The following is a 25456-nucleotide window of genomic DNA, read 5'->3' on the forward strand; positions in this document are numbered from 1 at the left end:
CTGATTTTCCCCGCCCAACTGATCCCCGGGCCCGCGCCCGGGGATTTTTGTATCAGGCGGCGGGGAGCTCCTCGGCCTTCACCATCGGGAAGTAGGCGGTGAAGGTGGCGCCCTCGCCCTGGACGCTCTCGACCGCCAGCCCGCCCCGGTGGCGGTTGACGATGTGCTTGACGATGGCCAGGCCGAGGCCCGTGCCCGAGCGCTCGCCGCTCTTTTGGCCCTCGACCCGGTAGAAGCGCTCGGTCAGCCGCGGCAGGTGCTCGCGCGCCAAGCCGACGCCGGCGTCCGACACCCGCAGCGCCGCATAGGTGTCCGAGGCCCGGTCCGGGGTCAGCAGCGAGAAGCGGGCGGCCCGCGGATCGCCGACCGCCGCCGCCGCGCTGGCGGAGACGCCGCTGCGCAACGAGATCCGCACCGCCTTGCCGGCTGGGGTGTACTTGATGGCGTTGTCGACAAGGTTCTGGACGACCTGGATGATCTGGTCGCGATCACCGGCGATCATCACCGTGCCGCGCGCGGGCAGATCGACCGGCTCGAGCCGCACGCCGCGGTCACGCGCCAGCGGCCCCAGCGAGTCCAGCACGTCCATCACCGCCATGATCAGGTCGACTTCGCCGTGGGGGGCGATGTGCTCGTTGAGCTCGATGCGGCTTAGCGACAGCAGATCGTCGATCAGCCGCGACATCCGCTCGGCCTGGGCCTGCATGATCGACAGGAACTTCTCGCGCGCGCCGGGGTCGTCCTTGGCGTGGCCGCGCAGAGTTTCGATGAAGCCTGCCAGCGAAGCCAGCGGCGTGCGCAGTTCGTGGCTGGCGTTGGCCAGGAAGTCGGCACGCGTGCGCTCGGCCCGGCGGATGTCGGTTTCGTCGCGCAGCACCAGCAGCGCCAGCGGCGCGCCATCGGCTGCCTGTCCGACAGGCTTGGCGATGGCCCGCATGACGCGTTCCTGGGCGCCGCCCATCTCGTAGACGGCCTCGGCGACGGTTTGCCCGAACAGCGCCTTGTCGACGGCTTCGAGCACGTCGGGGTCGCGGATCACTGTCACCAGCATCCCTGCGTCATATTGTACGCGGAGTGTTTCCCGGGCGGCGGCGTTAACCAGCACGAAACGCCGCCCTGTGAGGTCATCAGGCTCATGGGCGGCGATCACCAGCACCGGGTCCGGCAGGGCGTCGATCAGACTCGCATAGGGCGGCGCGTCCTCATGTGTGGCGCGCTCGAACGCGCTGGCGCTGGGGGCCGTCACGCCCACGCGCTCGGCCACGTGCCAGGCCGCCAGCCCGGTGACGCCGCTGACCACCAGCAACATCCATGACACCGCCTGCGCATCGGCGCCGACCAGCAGCGCAAAGCCGAGGATGGCGAACACGCCTGCCGCTCCGGCCGTCAGGACAGGACCGACCGGGCCAAGCCAGGTCGGAAGAGCTGACCGCGAAGACGACGGCGGAAGCGCCAAGGCGAATCGATCCTGCAACACGACGAACAACCAAGCCCGACCCTTATGTCATCGGGATGACAGTGACCCAAGCGCGAGGCTGCGACCGATATGCGCTGTCAGGAAATCTGCGACCGCTTGAAGTCAAACTCGATTTTTCCGATGGGAATTATCGCGTCTACATGCGGTCGAGTTTGAAACGAACTCCAACAAAACGAGGGGCAAGAACCACATGACGTGGAAAACCAAACTCATCACCGGGGCGGCGGCGATCGCCTTCGCCTGGCCGGGACTGGCCGCCGCCGACGAGGCGACCGACGCGCGCATCAAGGCGCTCGAAGAACAACTGGAACTGCTGCAGTCGCAGATCTCCGACCTTAAGCAGTCGACCGCCAACAACATCGCCGACGTCCGTAAGGAAGCGACCGCCACGACGGTGTCGCTGGCCAACGGCCGTCCGACCATCGCCACCGCCGACGGGAACTTCACCGCGTCGTTCCGCGGCGTGTTCCAACTCGACGCCGCCCACTATGACCAGGCCGCCGCCGGCCCGCTCGGCACTGACTTCCGTCGCGGTTCGTACGGCGACGCCAGCGAAAACGACCACGCCCGCGACCTGTCGGACGGCGCCAACTTCCGCCGCGCCCGCCTGGGCATCGAGGGCAAGGCCTTCGGCGCCTTCGACTACAACTTCCTCTACGATTTCGGCGGTTCGGGCACCGAAGAGGCCGGCAAGATCAGCGCCGCCTGGGTGCAGTACGGCTTCCCGGTCGCTGGTCTGAAGCTGCGGATCGGGGCCTTCTCGCCGCCCTCGGGCCTGGAAGAAGCGGTGTCCACCAACGGCTCGCTGTTCGTCGAGCGCGCCTCGCCGTCCGAGACCGTGCGCAGCATCGCCGCGGGCGACGGCCGCACCGCGGTCGCCCTGCTGGCCGGCGGCGACAACTGGACTGGCACCGCTGCGATCACCGGCAACATCATCGGCACCTCGAGCTTCGACGAGCAGACCGCCTTCGTCGGCCGCCTGACCTACGTGCCGTTCCGGCGTGACGACAGCCTGATCCACGTTGGGGTCAACACCTCGATCGTCATCAACCCCGCCGCTGGCGGACCGGACGTCAGCGGCGCGCCGGCCGCCACCAACATCCGCCTGCGCGACCGCCCGGAAATCCGCGTCGACGGCACGCGCCTGATCGACACCGGCAACATCGACGCCGACGGCCTGACCGCCATCGGGGCCGAGTTCGGCGCCCAGTGGAAGAACCTCTACGTCCAGTCCGAGTATTTCGACATCAAGGTCGACCGTAAGGGCCCGCTCAGCGATCCGGACTTCAACGGCTGGTACGCCCAGGCCGGCTGGACCATCACCGGCGAGCCGCGCCGCTACACCGCCGGCACCTTCGATGCGCCGCGGCCGGCCAAGCCCTTCGACCTGAAGAAGGGCGCCTGGGGAGCTTGGGAGCTCGGCCTGCGTTATTCGCAGCTGGACCTGAACTATCTCGCGGGCGCGCCGGGCACCGTGCCGATCGCCTCGGCGATCCGCGGCGGCGAACAGGAGATCATCACCCTGGGCCTGAACTGGTACGTCAACAACGTGCTGCGGTTCCAGGCGGCTTTCCAGGACGTCTCGGTGGACCGTCTGTCCCCCGGCGGCACGGCCTTCGGGACCGGGACGGCGACCCCGCCGGCCGGCGCCCAAGTCGGCCAGGACTTCAACATCTACTCCCTGCGTACCCAGTACGCGTTCTAACCCCAAGGCGCGCCGCCCCGGCCACGGCCGGCCGCGGCGGCGCACCCACGAGCCCGAAGAACAAGGACCTCGAGCGATGAGCCAGAACCGACAAGATCCCTCCCGCCGCGGCGTGCTCGCCGCCGGGACCGCCGGCGCCGCGGCCGTGGCCGCGCCGGCCCTGCTGGCTGGCCCCGCCGCCGCCCAGGGCAAGGCCGTCACGCTGCTGAACGTCAGCTACGACCCGACCCGCGAGCTCTACAAGGACATCAACGCCGCCTACGCCAAGTACTGGAAGGACAAGGTCGGCCAAGACCTGGTGATCCAGCAGAGCCACGGCGGTTCGGGCAAGCAGGCCCGCTCGGTCATCGACGGCCTGCAAGCCGACGTCGTCACCTTGGCGCTGGCCAGCGACATCGACGAGATCGCCGCCAAGGCCAAGCTGCTGCCGGCCAACTGGCAGTCGCGCCTGCCTAACAACTCCACGCCCTACACCTCGACCATCGTGTTCCTGGTCCGCAAGGGGAACCCCTGGAAGATCAAGGACTGGGGCGACCTGATCAAACCCGGCATCGACGTGATCACCCCCAACCCGAAGACCTCGGGCGGCGCGCGGTGGAACTATCTGGCGGCCTGGGCCTGGGCGCTGCGCCAGCCGGGCGGCAACGCGGCCAAGGCCGAGGCCTTTGTCGGCGAACTGTTCAAGCACGTGCCGGTGCTCGACACCGGGGCCCGCGGCTCGACCACCACCTTCGTCCAGCGCGGCATCGGCGACGTCCTGCTGTCGTGGGAAAACGAGGCCTATCTGGCCATCGAAGAGCTCGGCCCCGGCAAGGTGGATATCGTCTACCCGTCGATGTCGATCCTGGCCGAGCCGCCGGTGGCGCTGGTCGACAAGGTCGTGGACCGCAAGAAGACCCGCACCATCGCCGAGGGCTACCTGAACTTCCTCTACAGCCCGCTGGCCCAGGACCTGATCGGCAAGAATCACTACCGTCCGCGCGATCCGGCCGCGGCAGCCAAGTGGTCCAAGAAGTTCCCGAAGATCCCGCTGGTCACCATCGACGACACCTTCGGCGGCTGGAAGAAGGCCCAGGCGCTGCACTTCGGTGATGGCGGTATCTTCGACAAGATCTACAAGCCGCGCTGATCCTTCCCACAGAATAGGCGTGACGATGGCGCGGGGCGAGAGCTCCGCGCCCTTCTTCGTGCGCGCAACCTTGGCCGCGGCGACCCGTTCTGCGCCCATGGCCCTGTCCTTGCCCGACCTCGTCGGAACCGCCGCGGCGCTTTGCTCGATGGCAAGCTTCACGCCGCAGATCGTCAAGATCTGGCGCGAGAAGGACGCCTCGTCGATTAGCCTGCGGACGTACGTAGTGACGGTGACCGGGTTCGCGCTGTGGACCGCCTACGGCGTCCTGACCGCCAGCTGGCCGGTAATCGGCGCCAACAGCGTCTGCCTGGCGCTCGCGGCGGTCATACTGACGCTAAAGTGGCGCTACCGCGGCGGATAAGCGCGGCATAGTTGGCGCAGCGGGGACGCATGACTAGGTTGCGCCGCACGCTGCGCCTCCGCGCATTTTCAGATACGCGCGCCGTCGGCGAACCGTCAGCGCGTCACAGGACGCTTGCATGTCGACTGAGAGATTCGCTCCCGCCGAGGCCGCCCTCAAGGCCGGCCGTTTCGAAGAAGGCGTGGCGCTGATCGAAGCGTCCCTGAAGGAAGATCCCCAGGCCCCGCTGCACATCTACCGCAACTTCGCGGCCCTGCTGATCCGCCACAAGGACTACGAGCGCGCCGAGATCTGGACGGTGCAGGCGGTCGACCGGCACCCCAAGGACATCGACCTGTGGAACATACGCGGCGTCGCGCTGCGCCGCCTGCGCCGCTATGACGAGGCGCTGGCCGCGCTGGGCCGCGCGACCAAGCTGGACCCCAAGAACAAGTCGGTCCTGAACAACCTCGGCAACATCTACAATGACCTGCGTAATCCGCAGGCGATCGACGTCTTCACCAAGCTGGTGCGCCTGACGCCGAGCGACGCCGACATGCAACGCGCGCTGGGTCGCGCGTACTGGTTCGCCGGCGATCTGGAGAAGGCCGAGACCCGCCTGAACCTGGCGACCAAGCTGAAGCCGGCCGCGGCGGACGCTTGGCTCGACCTCATCGGCGTCGCGCACGAACTGCGCAGTCCCGAGGCGGCCGATGAGGTGCTGAACCGGGCCGCGACGGCCTGCCCCGGCGACCTCCGGCTGGTGGAGGCCCGCGCCGTCGCGATTCGCCGCGGCGGGGAAACGCGACGGGCCGAGCAGTTTCTGCTCGAGGCGATCGAACGCCATCCGAAGGCCGCAAGCCTCTACTTCCAGGTCGGGACGACGATCACCGACTACGATCGTCCGCGTGCCAACTCGTACTTCGAGAAGGCCATCGAGCTCGATCCGAACGAGGTCAAATACCACATCATGTTCGCCGAAAGCCTCGGCCGATCGCGCCACGGCGACGAGGCGGCGAACCTCGAGCGCGGCTACCAGATCATGATGGGCGTGTTGCCTCGCATGCCGATGGACGCGACGAATCTCAAGATCGCCTACGAGTTGATGACCCGCGTGGCCGACTACGACACCATGGACCAGCTGGGATCGTTCGCGCAGATCGGCCGCACTTGGGCCGAGGCTGGCCGTCACACCGCGCTGTTCGCCCACCTGGCGCGGGTTGAGGCGCCGGAAGATCGTCTCGAACTGGTCGAGCAGCATCGCATCTGGGGCCGCAAGGTCGAGCAGGCCGTCGCCCGCCGCCCGATCACTCCCCCTGCGCCGCGTCAGGCGAACGGCAAGATCCGCGTCGGCTTCATGTCCTCGGACCTGCGCGGGCACCCGGTCGCCTACTTCGCCTTGCCGCTGTTCGAGCACTACGACCGCAACCACTTCGAGGTCTATTGCTACTCCTACTACCAAGGCCAGGAAGACCAGACCCAGAAGGCCATCACCGGGATGGTGGACCAGTTCCGCTGGGTCCCCGAGATCACCGACCGCAACGCCGCGCAGATGATCGCAGATGATCAGCTGGACATGCTGATCGAGCTCGGCGGCTCGACCCACATGAACAAGATCGGGGTCATGGCCTACAAGCCCGCCCCGCTATCGGCCAGTTGGGTGGGATATCCGCATTCGGCCGGCCTGAAGGAAATCGACTACCTGGTCCTCGATCCCTACATGACGCCCGAGGACCCCGCGCTCGTCATCGAAAAGCCATTCGTGCTGCCGAAGGCCTGGTACACGATGGGTCCGAACGCCTTCCGCGAGGAGCCGCAGGCCGCGACGCAAGCGCCCGTCGAGCGCAACGGCTTCGTCACCTTCGGCACCGCCAACAACCCCTACAAGTTCAGCCGCAAGGTCATCGAGACCTGGGCGCAGATCGTGGCCGCGACGCCGAACTCGCGGTTCCTGTTCGTCCGGCCCGAAGGCGGCTCGAAGATCTTCCAGGACAATTTGCGGGCGAACTTCGCCAAGCATGGGGTCGGCGCCGAACGGGTCGTCTTCGAAGTCGTCCGCGGTCGCCACCTGCCCTACTACAACGACATGGACATCTCGCTGGACGCCTTCCCCCAGACCGGCGGGACGACGACCTGCGAGGCCCTCTGGATGGGCGTGCCGGTGGTCGCCAAGCGCGGCCCGGCGGTGTTCGAACGCCTCAGCTACTCGGTCCTGATGAACGCCGGCCTCGGCGACCTGTGCGCCGAGACGACCGAGGAATACATCGCCATCGCGCTGAAACTGGCCGCCGATCCGGAGCGGATCGGCGAACTGCGCCGCGGGATGCGCGCGCGCCTGAAGGCCAGCCCGCTCGGCGACACCAAGCAGTTCGCCGCCGATTACTTCGCGACGATCGAAAAGGCGGTGAAGGGCCAGATCTGAGGCGGACTTAGGCCGGGGCGCTGAGCAGTCCGCTGGCCGCGACCCGCTGATAGTAGGCCGCATAGTCGTCCCAGAAACCGGCTTCCTCCCAGCCGGGAAGCCAGGGCTGGTCGTTGACCCGCACCAACGGCTCGGCCAAGTCAGGCTGGGGCAGGACGTCGATCTCGCAGGCCAGCGCCAGGCGCGGGGCCATCGCTGCGGCCAGGCGACGGGCGAACGCCTCCTGGGTTCCGACGAACCCTGAAGGGCGCGCCACCGCCTCCGTGTCGGCGGCCGGATCCAGCAGCGTCTCGGCCAGCCGCACATAGGCGTGCGCCAACAGCGGAACCGGGATGTTGTCGCGGACATAGCGCGGCGTGCGGACCACCCCGGCCTCGCCCTCGAACCAGCGCTGCATCAGGGACCAGACCATCCGTCCCTCCTCCAGCGGTCCGAACGGCCCGGCGACCACGAACTTGCCGAACCGCAAGCCGCGCCAGCGGGCCATGTGGCGGACCGTCTCGTTGGTCAGGGACTTCGAGAGGCCGTAGGGGCTGACCGCCAGGTCGCCGCCCTCAGGTCCGCCCTCCCCCGCCTCGAAGGCCGTGCCGGTGGCCACGACCGCCCGCCCACCGGCGTCTGCGAACGCGTCCAGAACCGCCTCGACGCCGGCGATGTTGCGAACGAAGCCGTCGACCGGATCGTAGCTGGCCGAGCGATAGTTCGGGATGTCGGCGGCGTGGTGGGCCAGCAGATCATGGCCGCCCTGCACCAGGCTCAGGAAAGCGGGCGAAGCGATCGGCGCTTCGTAAACGACCTGCGCGAAGGTCTCCAGCCGCGCGACCCGCTCGGCGCGCAGGCCTTGATAGTCCGCCCTCGGACGCGTTACCGCCGCGCTGACCTGGTGGCCGGCGGCGGCCAGGGCCTGCGCGATCCAGAGCCCGCTGAAGGAACTGCCTCCGGTGAGCAGGATCTTCGCCATGTCAGACTCCGTGGTCGGGATAGGTCGCGTCGCGCTCGGAGATCACAGCGGGGCTGACCGGCCAGGTGATATCGAACGCCGGATCGTTCCAGCGCACGCCGCGGCCATGGCCGGGCTCGAAGATCTTGTCGATCTGGTAGAGGACGTCGGTGTCGTCCTCCAGGGTGATGAAGCCGTGCGCCATGCCCTTGCCGATCAGCAGGGCGCGGCCGTCGTCCGCCGACAGCTCGGTCCCGGTCCAGCGGCGATAGGTCGGGCTGTCGGGGCGCAAGTCGACAGCGACGTCGAAGATCCGTCCACGGACGACCCGCACTAGTTTCGACTCGGCATGCGGCGCCGCCTCATAGTGCATGCCGCGCAGGGTGCCGGCCCGCAGGTTGCGCGAGAGGCTGGTCTGCTGGGGGACGAACGCGTGGCCGGCGGCGGCGAACTCGTCAGGACAATGCAGTCGGGCGAACGCGCCGCGCTCGTCGCTCGTCAGGATCAGGTCGACGATCACGACGCCGTCGATGTCGGTCGTCGTGAAGCGCATCAGCCGACCACCTTGGCGTCCGGCGCAGCGGTCACGAATTGTCCGCCCCAGTCACGGATATAGGCCAGTTGCCCCATGATCTCGTCCTTCAGGTTCCAGGGCAGGATGACCACGTAGTCGGGCTTGAAAGCGGCGATCGCGGCCGGGGCGTGGATCGGGATGTGGGTGCCCGGCAGGAAGCGGTCCTGCTTGTGCGGATTGGCGTCGAACACCGCGACGATGTCCTGAGGGGTGACGCCGGCATAGTTCAGGAAGGTGTTGCCCTTGGCCGCCGCGCCGTAGGCGGCGACGGTCTTGCCCTCGGCCCTGGCCGTGGCCAGGAAATCGAGGAAGCCGCGGCGGACCTCCTCGACGCGGGCCGCGAAGCCCTCATAGCCGCCTGGCGTGTCGAGCCCTGCGGCCTGCTCGCGCGCCCGCAGGTCGCGCAGGCCTTGCGTCTCCTGGTGGCTGGACGCCTCGTGCGCGCAGAACAGCCGCAGCGAGCCGCCATGGGTCGCCAGCAGCTCGACGTCGAACGGCCGCAGCCCGTTGGCGCGCAGCACCTTCTCCACCGCCAGCAACGACAGGTACGAGTAGTGCTCGTGATAGATAGTGTCGAACTGGACCTTCTCGATCAGGTTCAGCAGGTGCGGGAATTCAAAGGTCAGCACGCCTTCGGCCTTGAGCACGTGCTGGAAGCCGGCGACGAAGTCGCCGATGTCCGGCACGTGGGCCAGGACGTTGTTGCCGGCCATCAGGTCGGCGGCGATCCCGCGCGCTTTCAGATCGCGGCCGGTGGCGTCGTTGAAGAAGGTGACCTCGGTGGGGACGCCCCGCTCCTTGATCGCCACTTCGGCGGTGTTGGCGGTCGGCTCGATCCCCAGCACCGGCACGCCCATGGCCTTGAAGTGCTGCAGCAGGTAGCCGTCGTTGGAGGCGACCTCGATGACCAACGACTGCGGGCCCAGGCCGAAGCGGGCGGACATCGCCTCCGCATAGCGCTTGGCGTGGGCGACCCAGCTTTCCGAATAGGCCGAGAAGTAGGCGTAGCCTTCGTCGAAGATCGCATCGGCGGCGACCGGATCGTCGGCCTGGACCAGGAAACAGTTTCCGCAGGCGCGAGTGTGCAGCGGATAGAAGCCCTCCTTGCCGGACTCCAGCTGGGCCTTCGTCAGGTAAGAGTTGGCCAGCGGCTGGTCGCCCAGGTCGAGGAAGGTCTGGGTCAGCGGCGCGCGGCAGAAGCGGCAGGTCGGAGCAGTCATCAAAGTCTTTCGTATCGCGAGATCTGGTTGCGCATGAGGGCCTGGGCGTCGCCGCCGTCGGCCTGGGCGCGATACCAGTCCATGGTCCAGTCCACCGCTGCGGGCGCGTCCAGGCGGCTTTCGAAGCCCAGGACCTGGCGGGCCAGGCTGGCGTCGATGCCGAGGGCGCGGGCCTCCAGCGAATAGGGATCGGGTTCGTGGCGCCAGGGCTTGGCGCCCAGCGCCTGGGTGGCGCGGGTGGCGAGCTCGCCCACGCTGACCTCCGGGCCGCCCGGACGCGGACCGAAGTTCAGGGCTCGCGGCGCGGCCGGATCGCTGGCCAGCCGCTCCAGATAGACAAGATAGCCGGCGACGCAGTCCAGGACATGCTGCCAGGGCCGCGTGGCTTCCGGATGGCGCAGGACCGTGACGGCCTGGGCCTGGCCGGCGCGAACAATGTCGGCCACCAGCCGGTCGCGGGAGAAGTCGCCGCCGCCGATGACGTTGCCGCCGCGGGCCGTGGCCAGCGGAACGCCGGCCTTCTCATAAAAGCTGCGGGCGAAGCTCTGAGTGACGATCTCCGCGCCCGCCTTGGAGGCCGAATAGGGATCCTTGCCGCCGAGAGCGTCGGCTTCCTGGAAGGCCCGGCCCTGCTCGTTGTTGGCGTAGACCTTGTCGGAGGTCACGACGAGGACGGCCGCCAACGCCGGCTGGGTGCGTAGGGCCTGCAGCAGATGCGCCGTGCCCATGATGTTCGACGCAAATGTGCCGACCGGATCTTCGATCGAGGTCCGCACGATCGGCTGGGCCGCCATGTGCAGCACCAGGTCGAACTGGCGGGCCGAGACCAGCGCCTCGACCGCGGCCTGGTCGCGCAGGTCGACGACGTGTGAGTCGACGAGGCTGGCGACGCGGGCCTGGTCGAACAGCGCCGGGGTCTGGTCGGGTGCCAGGGACAGGCCGGTGACCTGCGCGCCCATCTGCGCCAGCCAGACCGCCGCCCACGAGCCCTTGAACCCGGTGTGGCCGGTCAGCAGGACGCGCTTGCCCGCCCAGAAGGCCGGGTCGGGCCGCGTCATTCCCAGAGCTTCCAAGGCGCCTTGCCCGAAACCCAGAGAGCCTCCAGGTGGTTCTTGTCGCGCAGGGTGTCCATCGCCGCCCAGAAGCCGTCGTGCGGTCGGGCCATCAGCTGACCGTCGCGGGCCAGGCCTTCCAGGGGTTCGGCCTCAAACACCGTGGCGTCTCCAGCGACGCGATCGACGACCTCTGGTTGGAGGACGAAGTAGCCGCCGTTGATCAGGCCGTTGTCGCCCGGCGGCTTCTCGATGAACCGCTGAACTACGCCATCGATGATTTCGAGCGCGCCAAAACGGCCGGGCGGGGAGACTGCGCTCACCGTCGCCTCCTTTCCGTGCGCCTGATGGAAGGCGAGCAGCGCGCTGATGTCGATGTCGGCCAAGCCGTCGCCATAGGTCAGGAAGAACGGTTCGCCGGGGGTCAGGTACGGCGCGACCCGTTTGAGCCGCCCGCCGGTCATCGTCTCGGCGCCGGTGTCGACCAGCGTCACGCGCCAAGGCTCATGGTTGGTGGCGTGGTATTCGACCGAGCCCTTTTTCAGATCGACGGTCAAGTCGGCGTTATGCAGGACGTAGTTGGCGAAATACTCCTTCACCACGTAGCCCTTGTAGCCGAGGCACACGATGAAATCGTTGAAGCCGTAGTGCGAGAACAGTTTCATGATGTGCCAGAGGATCGGCCATCCGCCGACCTCGATCATGGGCTTGGGCTTGAGGTGGCTTTCCTCTGAGATCCGCGTGCCAAGGCCGCCGGCGAGCAGGACGACCTTCATGCGAGGCCGCCTTGTTGGCGGATCGCGCATCCGCAATAGGCGTCAGAGTTCGTCTTCAAAACCAAGTCTGCCTTCAGTGCATAAACCGGGGCCAGGGCGCACATCTCTAAACGTACGCCGAACGCGCGATGAAATCGTGTATGCCCCTCGCAGAGCGAGGCAAACATGTTCGCCCCACCTTTTGGAGGCTCGATTGGGTTCCTCACTGGTGAACTTCGTCGTCGTGGGCGTGCAGAAGGCAGGAACGGCCGCCCTCTTCGACTACCTTCAGGACGATCCGGCCTATGGCCTGCCCGACGTCAAGGAAATCCACTTTTTCGACGACGAGACCCTCGATTGGGCTGCTCCGGACTACGGTCCCTATCACGCGCGATTTGACTGGAGCGATCCTGCGCTGATCCGCGGCGAGGCGACTCCGATCTACATCTACTGGCCGCGCAGCCTGGAGCGGCTGGCCGCCTACAACCCCGCCGCCAAGATCGTCCTGATGCTGCGCGATCCCGTCGAGCGCGCCTGGTCGCATTGGCGCATGGAAACCTCGCGCGGCGTGGAAACACGATCGTTCTCGTGGTGCATTCGGCAGGGACGCTCGCGGCTCTTCGAGGCACAGCCCTGGGGCGTGCACAGGGAGTTCTCGTACGTCGAGCGGGGGTTCTACGGCGAACAGGTGGAGCGGCTGCTGGGCTGGTTTCCTCGGGAGCAGGTCCTGTTCCTGACAGCCGACGAACTGCGGGCCGAACCAAGCTCTACGCTTGCCCATGTGAATGCGTTCCTGGGCGCGCCGCCCCCCGCCCCGGCCGAACACCGCGAGGTGCACGTCGGCCACGACCTCGGCGGCGACCTTGATCCGGCCGACGCGGCGTTCCTGGCGGATCTCTACGCCCACGACCAGGAACGGCTCGAAGCGTTGTCGGGCGTTCGCTTCCTCTGACGCCACATTTCCGGCCGCAAGCTAACCCAACGCGACAGGATGGAGGCTATCGTGAAGCTCTCCCCACTTGTCCTCGCCAGGCTGCTGATCGGCTGCACGCCCCCCGACATGGGCGATAGCAGCACCAAAAACGGGAGAAAACTCCACTAACGACTGCGCTCCCCGCACCAAGTGTCAACAGATCAGTCCTCGCGCAGAGCATCGCGGATAGTGTCGGTGAGCGGGCTGACCACGTAGGACAGGATCGACCTGTTGCCGGTAACAATCATGGTCTCAGCCGGCATGCCGGGGCTTAGTTTGTCGCCCTTAGGCAGCTTAACCAGCTCCTGCGGCGGGATCTTGAGATCAACGCGGAAATAGCCCTCGCCAGTCTTCTCGTCGACCAGCTGGTCGGCGGAAACGGTCATGACGGTGGCGTCGACCGGCGGCGTGCGGCGTGCGTTGAAGGCCGAGAGGCGGACCCGGGCCTTCATCCCCGGCTTCACGACATCGACGTCCTGCGGCTTGATTCGCCCGGTGACGATCAACGGCGCATTGGCCGGAACGACGCTCATCAACCTCTCACCGGGAGCGACGACGCCGCCGATGGTGAACTGGGTCAGATCAAGCACGTAGCCGTCGGCCGGGGAACGCACAGTCGCCGCGTTCAGCATCTGGCGGGCGGCGGCCAGCTTCGGGGTGGTTTCCGCCAGGCCGGTCTGCATCTGCCGCAGGCCTTCGGCTGCCTGGGTAATGCGCTGCTCCTTCAAGGTCGTGATCTGCAGCCGCGTCTCACCGATCTGCTCGCGCAGTCGGGTGATCTCCGCGGTCAGTTCACCCTTTCGACCGGCCAAGTCGGCCAGCGAGCGCTGATAGCGCAGGATCAAGGTCTTTGGCGCATAGCCCTTCTGGTAGAGCGTCTGATAGCCGGCCAGCTCCTCGCGGGTCAGGCGGTCAGATTCGCGCACGGCGTCGACCTGCGCCTGGACGCCGCCGATCTGCGTCTCAAGCTGCTGCAACTTCTGAGCAAGCACCGCGCCCTGGGTTTCGAAGAACTGCAGACGCGAGGTGAACAGGAATTCCTGGTCGTGGATGATGCCCGCGACCCGCGGGTCGTTGACCGCGCGCGCGGTCAACTCGGCCGGGATCATTAGCACCTTCTGGTCCATCGCCTCGGCCTGGTACCGCGCCAACTGCGCGGTCAGGGTGTCGTACTGGTTCTGCAGCACGTCGGTGCTGGCGCGCGGCTGCACCTCGTCGAAGGTCAACAGCACCTGATTTTGGCGGACGTGCTGCCCCTCCTTGACCAGGATCGATTTGATCGTGCCGCCTTCGCGGTGGCGGATCGTCTTGCGGTTGTCTTCGACCTGCACGATGCCTGGAGCAACCACGGCGCTGTCGACCTTGGCGACCGCCGCGAACAAAGTCAGGCCCACCACGAATACGCCGACCACCGCCGCCCCGGCCACGATCGGGCGGCGCATGCGCTGGGCCAGCGCCGGGTCGAGCGGGACAAGGTCCTTATCGTCAAACTGCGGCGTGACGTAGGGCTTCGGCGCGTTGAAATCCATCTTCATCAGCCGGCCTCGATCGCACGGGGGACGGCGGGCTGGACGACCCGCGCCATGACCTGGTCGCGCGGCCCGAACATCTCCATCCGGCCGTCACGCAGCATCAACATCTTGTCGGCCGAGCGGAACACGCTCGGCTTGTGGGAAACGATGACGATCGTCGACCCGCCCGCCTTCAGCGCGTCGAGCGCCTTAACCAGCGCCTCTTCGCCTTCGGCGTCCAGCGCGGCATTGGGCTCGTCGAGCACGATCAGCCGCGGATTGCCCAGCAGGGCGCGGGCCAGGCCCACGCGTTGCCGCTGGCCGGCCGACAGCACATGGCCCGACTCCCCCAGGTCGGTGTCGTAGCCGCTCGGCAGGCGCAAGATCAGCTGGTGAACCCCGGCCACCTGCGCGGCCCGCACCACCTGCTCGTCGTCGACGTCCGCGCGGAAACGGGCGATGTTGTCGCGAATGCTGCCTGAGAACAGCTCGGTGTCCTGGGGCAGGTAACCGACGTGGCGGCCGAAGTCGCTGCGATCCCAGGTGTAGACGTCGGCGCCGTCGAGGCGGACATTGCCGCTGTTCGGTTGCCAGATGCCGACCATCAGTCGGGCCAGCGACGACTTGCCGGCGCCCGACGGGCCGATAATCCCGAGCATTTCGCCCGGCTCGATCTTGAAGTTCACGCCCTGCAGCACAAACCGCGTGGCGCCCGTGGGCGCGAAGTTCACGCCTTCGACCGACAGCTGGCCGAGCGGCTTGGGCAAAGTCGTTGTGACCTTGGTCGGGCGATAGTCGGCGAACAGCGTGTTGAGCCTCTGATAGGCGCGATAGCCGTTAGTCAGCGCGTCCCACGAGCCGACGAGCCGCTCGATCGGTTGCAGCGCGCGGGCGGCCAGGATCATGTTGGCGAACAGCAAGCCTGAGTGAATTTTGCCCTTCACGACCAAGTAGGCGCCGATGGCGATGATCAGCACCTGGATCGCCTGGCGCACGAACTTACTGATATTGCTGATGACACTGGCGCGCTCGCTGGCGCTAGCACTGCGCTCCATGGTGATCGAGCGGAAGCTGGCCCAGCGCGAACCCAGCGGCTCGACCATGCCCATGGCCCGGACGACCTCGCCATTGCGGAGCGCAGCGTCGGTGAAGGCGTAGCTGCGTAGGGCCGCGTCATTGGCCTCCTTCAGCGCCGGGCGGGTCGCCCGGTCCTGGAAGAGGGTGATCAGGAACAGCAGCACCGCGCCGGCGATGGTCACCATCCCGATGATCGGGTCGATGATCAGCAACACGATCATGAACACCGGCATCCACGGCAGATCGAACATGGTGCCGAAGGCCGGCCCGGTCAGCATCTGGCGGAAGGCGTCGAGGTCGCGCAGCGCCTGCGAGCGCGCCGACGGATTGCCGCGGATCACGGTGTCGAACAGTGCCGAGAACACCCGGCCCGACACCCGCTGATCCATGATCACGCCGTAGTTGATCAGCACCTTGGCCCGGTAATCATCGATCAGACCTGAGACCAGGAAGGCCAGCATCACCATGAAGGTGAGCACCAGCAGTGTCGGCACGCTGTAGCTCGACAGCACGCGGCCATAGATCTGGAAGGTGAAAATCGGCAAGGCCAGGTACAGCAGGTTTGAAACCAAGCTGAAGCCGCCAGCATAGGCGAGCGGCTTGTACCCTTCCTTGATCGCCCGGGTCAGCGGATTATCGGGCATATCTGCGAACGGATTAAAGATCTTCATGCGCGCCGAGCCGTTCCGTAGATGGTCGTCGCCGATAGCCGGAGTGGCCATGGCCGAAATCGGCGCTCGAAGTCCAAGGCGGATTGCGCCAAAAACGCGCGACACATGAGCGGGCCTCCTGTGGATGTCAATGGCGCTCGCGAAGGCGGGAATTCGCAATATAGGCGTCTGAGTTGTAATTACCGTCGCCTGAGACGCGAGGAGTAAGGATTACCCAGGGTCGCCGTAATCGGAGTTGCATTACCCGCGATGTGTGGCCGATCGTGGGCGAAGCGCCGCCACAGGACCTGCACTATATTTCCCGAACGCGCCTTGCGAGCCTGCCGCCTTTCAGCTCCACGGGGCGATCGCCAGCGAAGACCCGCCAGCGTCCCTTGAGCCTTCCGCTTGCGCATGAGGCGCCCCCGCGCAAAGCGAGCCCATTTCACGCAGCCAGTAGCAGCCCGCGAGCATGCTTCCTGAACGGCGTCGTCAACGTCGGGCTTGAGCGCCCAAACTGATGGATCACGAGGCAGCGCGGTCGTTCGCCAGCGCCTCAGCCGCGACGCTCCTTTAGGCCGCGGCGATTGGGACTTCTCCTCGCGAAAAGCCACTACGCAGATTGTGCACACATTGACGTCGACCTCGGCGAAGCCCGGATTTTCCTTGAGATAGGCGTCGATCGATAACCATGCGCCGGATCGCCGTCCGCATGAGTTGGGTCACGATCAGCCTGACGACCAAAGTCAAAGTCCATCGCCACCAAGAGCAGACTATGAAAGCGATGTCTTGAGGCCGCGGCGGCCACGCGCAAGCTTTCCGTACGACGCCGAGCAAGTTGCCCCCCGATCATTCGCGTCAGCCTTGCAGCGCGGCGCGAGTGGCCATACAGCGGAGTCTCGGGGCCGGGGTTCTGGGTCGAAATCGCGCCGATGACGCCGCTTCCGTCGGCCCACCGACCACGACGCCTGCAGCGAGACAAGACCACCATGCAGCAGACCTTTCAGCGGACAGCCTATCTGACCCTTGGCACGCATCGCTCGGGCGCTTGGGCGACCGAGCAGCTGTTGGATCTGGCCGGAGCCGAACTGCTCGGCAACGTGACGCGGGACAACGAACACGGCTACTTCTCGGCGTACAGCGACCGCCTGCACGCGGCCGGCGGCCCCTGGGGTGCCTCCGTCAACCTGCCCCATGCGCCGCTGAAGAGCGAGGCCCAGGCCGCGACGGCGCGTGTGGCCGACCGCTTCAAGGCCGAGCTCGGCGAGGCAATCCATCCGCTGCTTAAGGACCCGCACGAGGTGCAGGACCAGCAGATCCGGACGCTGGCGCGCGAACTGGCCACGCTGCGGCAGGAGCGCGCGCAGATCGCGGGCGTGATCGACACCGCCCTGGCTGGCCGCTAAGCACCTCGCACGAGAATTCCGCCGTGGCCAACGACATCCAAAATCCCGTCCCTGACAACGCGGCCGAGGCTCTACTCGCCCGCCGCCGAGACCTGCATCGCGCCCGCCGCGTGGTGGCCGAGGACCGCTGGAACCGCTTCTGCAAGGCCGCCGCCCGCCGGGTCGGCCTGGCCGACAAGGGACCGACCGAACAGCGCATCGACCTGATGCTGGCCCGCGCCAAGTGGCCCGGCCGTGCGGCGCTGATCGCCCGTTCGGGCGTCTGGGACTTCAAGCTGAAGACCGGCCTTGGGCGCGACGGCGGCCAGGCCCGAGACCTGATCGGCTACGTCCGCGCCGGCCCCGACGGTGGCGTCAATCCCAAGGCCCTGTTTGATCAGGCCTGGTATCTGGAAAACAACGACGACCTGCGCGGCTCGCGCTGGGCGCCGCTGGCCCACTACCTGGTCGCCGGCGACAGAGAGGGGCGCGCGCCTCACCCGCTGTTCGACCTCAAGGACTATCGCGACCGCCACGCCGTCAAGGTCGCCGCCAGTGGCCTGACCGCCCTGCAGCACTACCTGCATAAAGGGGTCACCGAAGGCTACGACCCGCACCCGCTGTTCGACGTGCGCCACTATGTCGGCCAGGCCGAAGAAGTCGCCGACAGCGGCGAGAACCCGCTGGTCCACTACCTGCGCGAAGGCTGGCGCAAGGGCTACGAACCGCACCCGTTGTTCAGCGGCGCCTGGTATCTGGCGATGAACCCGGACGTGGCCGAGGCCGATGCCGCGCCGCTGCTGCACTACGCGACCAGCGGGGCGAGCGAGGGGCGCAGCCCGCACCCGCTGTTCAATCCTGGCTGGTATATGGACCGCTACCGCGACGCCGCGCCGATGGGCTCGAGTGCGCTGGCGCACTTCTTGGCCTATGGGTTCGAAGAGCGGCGAGATCCCAGCATCCACTTCGACACCGGCTACTATCTCGACCAGCAGTCCGAGCTGCCGCAGGCCGTCCACCCAGTCGTGCACTACCTGACGGAGGGCGCGTTCGAAGGCGTGTCGCCGGCCGCGGACTTCAACGAAATCGCCTATCTGCTGGAGAACCCGCACGCGGCCGAGACGCCGGTCTCCTCGCTCGAGCACTGGGCGCTGAACCGAACGCCAAAGCCGGAGCCCGGCGCCATCGCGGCCCGGCCGCAGGGCGAGGCGGGCCTGTTCGAGCAGCTGCGCTCCGCCGGCCGGGCGCGTGACGCCGGCGCCTATGACAACCAGGCTTATCGCGACATGCGCGCGGCCCGCAGACGCATCCGCGAGCGGGCGGTCGGCGACGTGCGGGTCAAGCCGTTCGACCTGATCAAGGTCGAGGCCCGCGACGTCGAAAAGGCCGCTGCGGCCGTGGCCTTCGCCACACCGAAGTCGCCGACGGTCTCGATCGTGATCCCGGCCTACAACAACCTGACCTTCACCCTCGAATGCTTGGCCGCCCTGCAGGCCTGCGGCGACCTGGAGGCGGCCGAGGTCATCGTCATCGACGACGCCTCCAGCGACGAAACCGCCAAGGTGCTGGCCAAGATCGCCGGCCTGAAGCTGATCTCGAACCCCGAGAACCTCGGCTTCATCCGCACCTGCAACCGCGCCGCCGGCGAGGCCCGCGGCGAGTTCCTGGTGTTCCTGAACAACGACGTCCAGGTGCGGCCGGGCTGGCTGCCCGCCCTGCTCGCCCCGTTCGTCGAAGAGGCTAACGTCGGCGCCAGCGCCCCGAAGATGCTGTTCCCGGACGGCCGCCTGCAGGAGGCCGGCGCCCGCATCGGCGTCGACGGCGCCGCCGAAATGATCGGCCTGTTCGAGGATCCCGAACTGCCGCGCTGGAACGTCCGGCGCGAGGTCGACTACGCCTCGGGCGCCTGCCTGATGGTCCGGCGCGAGGTGTTCGCCGAACTGGGCGGCTTCGACCTGACCTTCGCGCCGGCCTACTGCGAGGACGCCGACCTATGCTTCCGGCTGCGTGAGCGCGGCCTACGGGTGATCTACGAGCCGACCTCGGCCATCGTCCATCACCTGAGCATCACCGCCAACTCGATCGACAGCGGCTACAAGCACCGCCTGGCGACGCGCAATCAGCAGAAGTTCGTCGAGCGCTGGGGCGAGCGGCTGGAAGCCCTGAACCGCGTGCGGACGATCGCCTTCCACCTGCCGCAGTTCCACACCGTGGCCGAGAACGACCGTTGGTGGGGCCCGGGCTTCACCGAGTGGACCAATGTCAGCCGCGCCCTGCCGAACTATCGCGGGCACTACCAGCCGCACGTGCCGGCCGACCTCGGCTTCTACGACCTGTCCAATCCCGAGACGTTGCGCCGCCAGGGCGACCTCGCCAGCCGTTACGGGATCGGAGGATTCTGCCACTATTTCTATTGGTTCACCGGCGGGCGCCGCATTCTCGAGACGCCGCTGCAGCCGCTGCTGGACGGCGACGCAAGCGACTTCCCGTTCTGTCTCTGCTGGGCCAACGAGAACTGGACCCGCACCTGGGACGGCCAGGAGCGCGACGTTCTGCTGGCCCAGACCTACGAGCCCGGCGACGCCGAGGCCTCGATCGCCGAGATGGAGCCGTTCCTGCGGCGGCCGAATTACATCCGGGTGAACGGCAAGCCGCTGGTGCTGATCTATCGCCCCGGCCTGCTGCCGGACGCTCAGGCCTGGGCCCAAGCCTGGCGCGAGCATTGCCGCGCGGCGGGGATCGGCGAGATCTACCTGGCCTTCGTCGAGAGCTTCGAGAAGGCCGGCGGCAAGACCGACCCGGTCGATATCGGCTTCGACGCCTCAGTGGAGTTCCCGCCGGCCGGCGCCGGGGCGCTGATCCACCCGCCCGGTCCACTCTACAACGCCCGCTTTGAGGGCCGCGTAAACGACTATCGCCAGATGGTCCGCAACTACCTGTCGACCGAGCCGCTCGGCCACAAGCGCTTCCGCGGGGTGATGCCCTCCTGGGACAACACGCCTCGCCGCCAGGACGCCGGCTGGAACTACCAGCACGCCACCCCCGGCGCCTTCCAGGCCTGGGCCGAGGCGATGTTCGAGGAAACCCGCCGTCAGAACTTCGGCGAGGAACAGATCGTGTTCATCAACGCCTGGAACGAATGGGGCGAAGGCGCGCACCTGGAGCCCGACCAGCGCTTCGGCCACGCCTGGCTGGAAGCGGTGAAGAACGCTGCCGACGCTGATCTGCTGGACAAGTCATGACGCCTGAAGACCTCGTCCTCGTCGGCCACCCGTTCTCCGCCATCGGCATGGCCGAACACGTGCGCTCGGCCTTCCGCGCCTTCCGCGCCGCCGGCGCCACCCCCGGCGTCATCGACATTTACGGCATGGACCGGAACAAGGACCCCGACTTCGAGCGGGAGTTCGCCGGCCACATCGTTCCTACGCTGAGCCCCAAGGCCAACCTCTTCTGCATCAATGCCGACGAGGTCGAGCAAGCGATGGGGGTGCTCGAGCACCTGGGCTCGGGCCCGGCCTTCAAGAGCGCCTACAACATCATCTATCCGGCGTGGGAGCTGGCCAAGTACCCTGAGCCCTGGGCCAAGATCCTCGACCGTTTCGACGAGGTCTGGGCGCCGTCGGAGTTCATCCAGGGGGCGGTCGCCGCCGCGACCACACGGCCGATCGTGCACATGCCGCTGTCGGTTGAGCTGACCATGTCGTCGTTCCTCGGCCGCCGGCACTTCGGCATTCCCGAGAACGCCTTCGTCTGCCTGTTCTTCTTCGACTTCTCGTCGTACGCCGAGCGCAAGAACCCGTTCGCGATGCTGGAGGCGTTCGAGAAGCTGGTCGCCCAGCGCCCGCACGCCCCGCTGCACGCGGTGGTCAAGTACAAGGGCGGCGACGACGGCGCCCCGGCCCGCAAGGAGCTGGAACGCCGGATCAAGGCCATGGGCGGCCAGATCCAGGCGATCACCCGCCAGCTCAGTGACAACGAAATCAAGAACCTGGTCCGCTGCTGCGACGCCTTCGTCTCGCTGCATCGCTCCGAAGGTTTTGGCCGCGGCCCGGCCGAGGCGATGGTGATGGGCCGCGCGGCCATCGCCACCAACTACTCGGGCAATCTCGACTTCATGACACAGGAGACCAGCCTGCTGGTCGACTGCAAGCTGATCCCGGTCGCGCCGGACGCCTATCTGTTCGGCGAGGGCCAGGTCTGGGCCGACCCGTCGGTGGATCATGCGGTGGAGCTGATCGGCGGCTTAGTGGACGATCCGGCCGGGACCCGCGCCCTGGGCGAGCGCGCGCGCCGCCATATCCGTACGAACTTCAGCGCCCGAGCGATCGGCCTGCGCTACGTGGCGCGGATGGAAGAGTTGGCCGCCGCCCAGGCGGCCTGAGGCGGCGGCCTAACGTTGGGCGATCGTGGTCGGCCCGACCGGGCCTTGGCCCAGCGCCGTTACCCCAGGATTCTCGGTCACGGCGATCTGATGAACCACGAAGTAGCCGCCGGCCTGCTCGTCGGTATCGACCCGGATCTGGTCGATCAGCGAATTGGTCCAGTCGTCGCCGCCAGTCTTCAGGTTGGCCATGTCATAGACCAGCACCACGGTCTCGTTGACCGCCGGATCAGCGCCGTCACGCGGCTTGGCGTGATACTCGCCGGCCTCGCCATGACCGGCGGTGGAATAATAGATCGAACCGTCCCAGTCGGCGCCAGCGCGCGTGCGCGTCAGGCGCACCAGCACCAGCGAGTAGCGGCTGCCGTCGAGCGCCAAGCCCTTGGGCGAACGCATCATCGAATCGGTCCCGTTGTTGCGCAGGTCCATGCCGATCGGATTGGCCGGCAGTACTTCGCCGCCGCCGACGACGAAACCCTCGGTTGATCCGTCGAAGGTCCAAAGTCGGCCGGCCTTCAGCGGCGCGCCATTGATTTCGAAGCGCTGGCCGTCGTCGTTCCAGGCCACCGCCTGCGCCCGCTGGCTCCGGACGACGACCGGTTCGGGCGCGACCGCCGCGCGAGCCCACGGCGCGGGCTGATCACAGGCCGCGAGGGTTAGGGCGATGGTCGCCGCACCGGCGAAATTCAGAATTGATTTCATACGAGACTTCCGAGCGCCCCGAGGGGAGGATGGGGGCCCACAGCCCAGATAGATAGCCTTCCAAGCTCTCGCCAGGGTCGCAGTGAAGATATTGCACCAAGTCGCCGGGCGGTTCTGTGACGTCGATGACAGTTGCCAAGCTGGTCTGCGGCGACTACCCCGCCACTCATTGCCGTCAGTCAGGCCGGGAACAGATCGCTCCTCATGCATCATGAACTGGTGCGCGCCCGCGCTCCCCTTCGTCTCGGTTTCGGCGGCGGCAGCACGGACGTCTCGCCCTATTGCGACGAACACGGCGGGGTGGTGCTGAACGCGGCCATCGATCTGTTCGCTCACGTCACCGTCCAGGCCCGCGACGACGACCAGGTCCGACTGGTCGCCGCCGACCGCGACCAAGTCTGGCAGGCCGGAGCTGTCGCGCCGCTGCCGACCGACGAGCCGCTGCGCCTGCTGAAGGGCGTCTACAACCGGTTCATGGCCGATCATGCCGGCGGGCGCGCCCTGCCGCTCACCCTGGTCTCCTACGCCGACTGCCCGCCCGGCTCGGGCCTGGGCTCCTCGTCCGCACTCATGGTGGCGATGGTGGAGGCGATGCGCAGATTCATGGGACTATCGATGGACGCCCACGCGGTCGCGCGGCTGGCCTTCGACATCGAACGGCGTGAGCTGGGCCTGGCCGGCGGCGCACAGGATCAATACGCCGCGGCCTATGGAGGCCTCAACCTCATGCGCTTCTTCGACGCCGCCCGGGTCGAGGTCGAGAGCGTCGCGGTGCCGGACAAGGTGATGAAGGAGCTGGAGGCCAGCTTGGTGCTCTATTTCACCGGAGTCAGCCGCGAATCCGCCGCGATCATCGAGGAGCAGACCGCCAACATGCGCAGTCACGCCCCCAAATCGATCGAGAGCCTGCACGCCATCAAGGCCAGCGCCTTCGAGATGCGCGACGCCCTGGTGGCCGGCGACCTGCCGCGCTTCGGCGCGCTGCTGGATTCCGGCTGGAGCCTGAAAAAGCAGACCGCCCACAACATGTCCTCGCCGATGATCGACTCCGTCTACGAGGCGGCCAAGAGCTTTGGCGTGTTCGGCGGCAAGGTGTCAGGCGCGGGCGGCGGCGGGTTCATGATGTTCCTCGTCGATCCGACCCGGCGCGAGGGGCTTAAGCGCCTGCTGGGCGGCTTTGGCGGCGTGGCGCAGGCGGCCCGCTTCACCACGACCGGCGCGGAATCCTGGCACGTACGATAGGATCAAGACCTTGAAAGAACTTTCGAAATCCATCGTCCGCCGGATGGCCGACCCGAACTTCACCCGTCGCTGGTTCGTCGGCGAGGGGCTGGACATTGGCGGCAAGCCCGACCCGCTGTCGCTTTACGTGCCGTTTTTCCCGGGCCTTAAGTCCGTGCGGGTCTGGGACTGGGAGGACGGCGACGCCCAGTTCCTCGCGGGCCTGCCGCCCGAGAGCCTCGATTTCGTCCATTCCAGTCACTGCCTGGAACACCTGGTCGATCCGCGCCAGGGCCTGAAGGCCTGGTTCGGCGCCATCAAGCCGGGCGGCTTCCTGATCGTCACCGTGCCGGACGAGGACCTTTACGAGCAGAGCGTGTTCCCCTCGACCCACAACCGCGACCACAAATGGACCTTCACCGTGCTGAAGGCGAAGTCATGGTCGGACCGGTCGATCAACGTGCTGGAGATCCTGTCGGATCTCGGCCCGGCCGCCGACGTCGAGAAGATGGCGCTGCTGAACTCGACGTTCCGCTACGACCTGCCGCGCTACGACCAGACCCTGACGCCGATCGGCGAATGCGGGATCGAGTTCGTGGTCCGTAAGCGTTCGGCCGCCGAACTTGCGGCCGGCGGCCTGGTGCGCGAGACCGCCCAGCCCTCGCCCGCGGACCGGCGCCACTTCAACCAGTACCGGGCCGACCACGCCCACATGAAGACCAGCGCTCCGCCGTTCGAGGACGAAAGCGAGCTGTAACCGCTCGCCACCGGCGTCGGGGCGGATTTTCCTTTGGATTCCGCGCTCGGCGCCATGCTTGCGCCGCAAAATGCGACCTGTTACCCACCGGCGAGCGCCACAGACGGCGGGTGCGTCGGCGCGCTCTTGGTCGGGAGACTGAATGCTATCCGCACAACATATGGTTCGCACCGGACGGCGCGGGCCCATGCACGAGTTCAGCATGGCGTTCGCCGACCTGCGCGCCTCGCTCGACCGCATCGGCCTGGCCTGGTCGCTTGCCAAGCACGACGTCGTCTCGCGTTATCGCGGCTCGATCCTCGGCCCGTTCTGGATCACCCTGTCCATGGGCTTGATGGTGGCCGGGATCGGGTTCCTGTACGCCAACCTGTTCAAGCTCCCGGTCAACGAGTTCATCCCCTATGTCGCGCTGGGCATCGTGGTCTGGGGCCTGATCGCCAATGTCATCCTCGAGGGCTGCCAGACCTTCGTGCAGGCGGCCGGCATTCTCAGCCAGAGCTCGCTGCCGATGTTCACCTTCGTGTGGCGGACAGTTATGCGCAACGTGATCAACCTTGCGCACCACCTGATCATCATCGTCGGGGTGCTGGTCTATTACGACCACTGGCGTCAGACGCACGTACTGATGGGCATGGTCGGCGTGTTGCTGCTGGTAGCCAACATATCCTGGATCAGCCTGGCGGCTGGCATCGCCTCGGCCCGCTTCCGCGACATCCCACAGATCGTCGGCTCGGTCGTGCAGTTCGCGATGTTCATGACCCCGGTGTTCTGGCTGCCCGGCGGGCGCCTGCTCGACCACGCGGTGCTGCTGCTGAACCCGTTCTACCACCTGCTCGAGGTCGTCCGTGCGCCGCTGCTCGGCGACGTCGTGGACCCGCGCACCTACATCTTCATGGTGGTTCTGGCGGTCGTCGGTTGGGCCGGCGCCTTCACCACCTTCGCCCTCACTCGTCGACGGATCGTACACTACCTATGAAGGGCCCCGAGGTCTCCGTCCGGGCCACCAACCTGCCCCTGCGCTTCCCCGTCTACGGGGTCGACGGCAAGTCTCTGAAGAAACACCTGACACGCATCACCGTCGGCGGCAAGCTCGGCCGCACGGGCATGGGCGCGACCGAGGTCACCGCCCTGTCCGGCGTCAATCTCCACCTGAAGTCCGGCACCGCCGCCTGACGCCCCGGG

21 protein-coding genes are annotated in these 25456 nt (G+C 67.1%); 12 read left to right on the top strand and 9 right to left on the bottom strand.

Annotated features, from left to right (window positions below):
• Positions 1 to 52: 52 nt before the first annotated feature.
• Positions 53 to 1369: an ATP-binding protein gene (locus C0481_RS02625; RefSeq protein WP_293400429.1), complete on the bottom strand. Its 1317-nt coding sequence runs from the start codon at positions 1367 to 1369 to the stop codon at positions 53 to 55.
• Between the two features lie 298 nt (positions 1370 to 1667).
• On the opposite strand from C0481_RS02625, the gene C0481_RS02630 reads away from it, so the two are divergent.
• The 4 genes from C0481_RS02630 to C0481_RS02645 all read left to right on the top strand — a co-directional run bounded on the left by C0481_RS02630 (position 1668) and on the right by C0481_RS02645 (position 7076).
• Entirely contained in the window at positions 1668 to 3182 is a 1515-nt protein-coding gene (locus C0481_RS02630; RefSeq protein ID WP_293400431.1) for a porin, read from the top strand.
• Positions 3183 to 3258: 76 nt separating this feature from the next.
• A complete protein-coding gene (locus tag C0481_RS02635; protein ID WP_293400433.1) occupies positions 3259 to 4311 on the top strand; it encodes a sulfate ABC transporter substrate-binding protein in 1053 nt (350 codons plus the stop codon).
• Positions 4312 to 4408: 97 nt separating this feature from the next.
• The gene (locus C0481_RS02640; RefSeq protein WP_293400435.1) at positions 4409 to 4675 is read left to right on the top strand and encodes a SemiSWEET transporter; all 267 of its coding nucleotides are present in this window, start codon (positions 4409 to 4411) and stop codon (positions 4673 to 4675) included.
• A gap of 118 nt (positions 4676 to 4793) precedes the next feature.
• A complete protein-coding gene (locus C0481_RS02645) occupies positions 4794 to 7076 on the top strand; it encodes a tetratricopeptide repeat protein (protein ID WP_293400437.1) in 2283 nt (760 codons plus the stop codon).
• A 7-nt stretch (positions 7077 to 7083) separates the two neighbouring features.
• Here the strand turns inward: C0481_RS02645 and C0481_RS02650 are convergent, their stop codons facing one another.
• The 5 genes from C0481_RS02650 to rfbF are packed head-to-tail and all read right to left on the bottom strand — an operon-like array spanning position 7084 to position 11638.
• Entirely contained in the window at positions 7084 to 8037 is a 954-nt protein-coding gene (locus C0481_RS02650; RefSeq protein ID WP_293400439.1) for an NAD(P)-dependent oxidoreductase, read from the bottom strand.
• 1 nt (position 8038) lies between these two features.
• Positions 8039 to 8569: a dTDP-4-dehydrorhamnose 3,5-epimerase gene (rfbC, locus tag C0481_RS02655; protein WP_293400441.1), complete on the bottom strand. Its 531-nt coding sequence runs from the start codon at positions 8567 to 8569 to the stop codon at positions 8039 to 8041.
• Positions 8569 to 9810, bottom strand: coding sequence for a class I SAM-dependent methyltransferase (locus tag C0481_RS02660; protein ID WP_293400442.1), 1242 nt, complete (start codon positions 9808 to 9810; stop codon positions 8569 to 8571). The genes rfbC and C0481_RS02660 overlap by 1 nt, the downstream gene beginning before the upstream one ends.
• The gene (gene rfbG, locus C0481_RS02665) at positions 9810 to 10868 is read right to left on the bottom strand and encodes a CDP-glucose 4,6-dehydratase (protein WP_293400443.1); all 1059 of its coding nucleotides are present in this window, start codon (positions 10866 to 10868) and stop codon (positions 9810 to 9812) included. The genes C0481_RS02660 and rfbG overlap by 1 nt, the downstream gene beginning before the upstream one ends.
• Positions 10865 to 11638 (bottom strand): glucose-1-phosphate cytidylyltransferase, encoded by a 774-nt coding sequence (rfbF, locus tag C0481_RS02670; RefSeq protein WP_293400444.1) that lies wholly within the window; start codon positions 11636 to 11638, stop codon positions 10865 to 10867. Before rfbF ends, rfbG begins: the two co-directional genes overlap by 4 nt.
• Before the next feature lie 193 nt (positions 11639 to 11831).
• On the opposite strand from rfbF, the gene C0481_RS02675 reads away from it, so the two are divergent.
• Positions 11832 to 12569 (top strand): sulfotransferase domain-containing protein, encoded by a 738-nt coding sequence (locus C0481_RS02675; RefSeq protein WP_293400445.1) that lies wholly within the window; start codon positions 11832 to 11834, stop codon positions 12567 to 12569.
• 182 nt (positions 12570 to 12751) lie between these two features.
• Here the strand turns inward: C0481_RS02675 and C0481_RS02680 are convergent, their stop codons facing one another.
• Both C0481_RS02680 and C0481_RS02685 read right to left on the bottom strand, forming a co-directional pair.
• The gene (locus C0481_RS02680; protein ID WP_293400446.1) at positions 12752 to 14125 is read right to left on the bottom strand and encodes an HlyD family type I secretion periplasmic adaptor subunit; all 1374 of its coding nucleotides are present in this window, start codon (positions 14123 to 14125) and stop codon (positions 12752 to 12754) included.
• Positions 14125 to 15900, bottom strand: a complete 1776-nt coding sequence (locus C0481_RS02685; protein WP_293400447.1) for a type I secretion system permease/ATPase — start codon at positions 15898 to 15900, stop codon at positions 14125 to 14127. Before C0481_RS02685 ends, C0481_RS02680 begins: the two co-directional genes overlap by 1 nt.
• A 917-nt stretch (positions 15901 to 16817) precedes the next feature.
• On the opposite strand from C0481_RS02685, the gene C0481_RS02690 reads away from it, so the two are divergent.
• From C0481_RS02690 to C0481_RS02700, 3 genes are read left to right on the top strand one after another with little or no spacing between them, the layout of a single operon-like run.
• Positions 16818 to 17234, top strand: a complete 417-nt coding sequence (locus C0481_RS02690; RefSeq protein WP_293400448.1) for a hypothetical protein — start codon at positions 16818 to 16820, stop codon at positions 17232 to 17234.
• 23 nt (positions 17235 to 17257) lie between these two features.
• Positions 17258 to 20455: a glycoside hydrolase family 99-like domain-containing protein gene (locus tag C0481_RS02695; RefSeq protein ID WP_293400449.1), complete on the top strand. Its 3198-nt coding sequence runs from the start codon at positions 17258 to 17260 to the stop codon at positions 20453 to 20455.
• Positions 20452 to 21594 carry a glycosyltransferase family 4 protein gene (locus C0481_RS02700; protein WP_293400450.1) on the top strand — a complete coding sequence of 381 codons (1143 nt, stop codon included), beginning with the start codon at positions 20452 to 20454 and terminating at the stop codon, positions 21592 to 21594. The genes C0481_RS02695 and C0481_RS02700 overlap by 4 nt, the downstream gene beginning before the upstream one ends.
• 9 nt (positions 21595 to 21603) lie before the next feature.
• Here the strand turns inward: C0481_RS02700 and C0481_RS02705 are convergent, their stop codons facing one another.
• Positions 21604 to 22296, bottom strand: a complete 693-nt coding sequence (locus C0481_RS02705) for a hypothetical protein (protein WP_293400451.1) — start codon at positions 22294 to 22296, stop codon at positions 21604 to 21606.
• Positions 22297 to 22500: 204 nt separating this feature from the next.
• On the opposite strand from C0481_RS02705, the gene C0481_RS02710 reads away from it, so the two are divergent.
• The 4 genes from C0481_RS02710 to C0481_RS02725 all read left to right on the top strand — a co-directional run bounded on the left by C0481_RS02710 (position 22501) and on the right by C0481_RS02725 (position 25447).
• The gene (locus tag C0481_RS02710; RefSeq protein ID WP_293400452.1) at positions 22501 to 23538 is read left to right on the top strand and encodes a dehydrogenase; all 1038 of its coding nucleotides are present in this window, start codon (positions 22501 to 22503) and stop codon (positions 23536 to 23538) included.
• Between the two features lie 10 nt (positions 23539 to 23548).
• Positions 23549 to 24274, top strand: coding sequence for a methyltransferase domain-containing protein (locus C0481_RS02715; RefSeq protein ID WP_293400453.1), 726 nt, complete (start codon positions 23549 to 23551; stop codon positions 24272 to 24274).
• Between the two features lie 187 nt (positions 24275 to 24461).
• Entirely contained in the window at positions 24462 to 25250 is a 789-nt protein-coding gene (locus tag C0481_RS02720) for an ABC transporter permease (RefSeq protein WP_293400454.1), read from the top strand.
• The gene (locus C0481_RS02725; protein ID WP_293400455.1) at positions 25247 to 25447 is read left to right on the top strand and encodes a hypothetical protein; all 201 of its coding nucleotides are present in this window, start codon (positions 25247 to 25249) and stop codon (positions 25445 to 25447) included. The genes C0481_RS02720 and C0481_RS02725 overlap by 4 nt, the downstream gene beginning before the upstream one ends.
• Positions 25448 to 25456 lie beyond the last annotated feature (9 nt).

The sequence above is a fragment of the Phenylobacterium sp. genome, from assembly GCF_013822795.1.
In the GTDB taxonomy this organism is placed as follows: Bacteria; Pseudomonadota; Alphaproteobacteria; order Caulobacterales; family Caulobacteraceae; genus Phenylobacterium.

Bases quoted from the DNA above. Each gene is read 5' to 3' on its own strand.
- C0481_RS02630 (WP_293400431.1), top strand. From the start codon at position 1,668: ATGACGTGGAAAACCAAACTCATCACCGGGGCGGCGGCGATCGCCTTC.
- C0481_RS02705 (WP_293400451.1), bottom strand. From the start codon at position 22,296: ATGAAATCAATTCTGAATTTCGCCGGTGCGGCGACCATCGCCCTAACC.
- C0481_RS02710 (WP_293400452.1), top strand. From the start codon at position 22,501: ATGCATCATGAACTGGTGCGCGCCCGCGCTCCCCTTCGTCTCGGTTTC.
- C0481_RS02685 (WP_293400447.1), bottom strand. From the start codon at position 15,900: ATGGCCACTCCGGCTATCGGCGACGACCATCTACGGAACGGCTCGGCG.
- rfbG (WP_293400443.1), bottom strand. From the start codon at position 10,868: ATGACGCGGCCCGACCCGGCCTTCTGGGCGGGCAAGCGCGTCCTGCTG.
- C0481_RS02640 (WP_293400435.1), top strand. From the start codon at position 4,409: ATGGCCCTGTCCTTGCCCGACCTCGTCGGAACCGCCGCGGCGCTTTGC.
- C0481_RS02650 (WP_293400439.1), bottom strand. From the start codon at position 8,037: ATGGCGAAGATCCTGCTCACCGGAGGCAGTTCCTTCAGCGGGCTCTGG.
- C0481_RS02690 (WP_293400448.1), top strand. From the start codon at position 16,818: ATGCAGCAGACCTTTCAGCGGACAGCCTATCTGACCCTTGGCACGCAT.
- C0481_RS02700 (WP_293400450.1), top strand. From the start codon at position 20,452: ATGACGCCTGAAGACCTCGTCCTCGTCGGCCACCCGTTCTCCGCCATC.
- C0481_RS02635 (WP_293400433.1), top strand. From the start codon at position 3,259: ATGAGCCAGAACCGACAAGATCCCTCCCGCCGCGGCGTGCTCGCCGCC.
- rfbC (WP_293400441.1), bottom strand. From the start codon at position 8,569: ATGCGCTTCACGACGACCGACATCGACGGCGTCGTGATCGTCGACCTG.
- C0481_RS02680 (WP_293400446.1), bottom strand. From the start codon at position 14,125: ATGAAGATGGATTTCAACGCGCCGAAGCCCTACGTCACGCCGCAGTTT.
- C0481_RS02720 (WP_293400454.1), top strand. From the start codon at position 24,462: ATGCACGAGTTCAGCATGGCGTTCGCCGACCTGCGCGCCTCGCTCGAC.
- C0481_RS02660 (WP_293400442.1), bottom strand. From the start codon at position 9,810: ATGACTGCTCCGACCTGCCGCTTCTGCCGCGCGCCGCTGACCCAGACC.
- C0481_RS02645 (WP_293400437.1), top strand. From the start codon at position 4,794: ATGTCGACTGAGAGATTCGCTCCCGCCGAGGCCGCCCTCAAGGCCGGC.
- rfbF (WP_293400444.1), bottom strand. From the start codon at position 11,638: ATGAAGGTCGTCCTGCTCGCCGGCGGCCTTGGCACGCGGATCTCAGAG.
- C0481_RS02725 (WP_293400455.1), top strand. From the start codon at position 25,247: ATGAAGGGCCCCGAGGTCTCCGTCCGGGCCACCAACCTGCCCCTGCGC.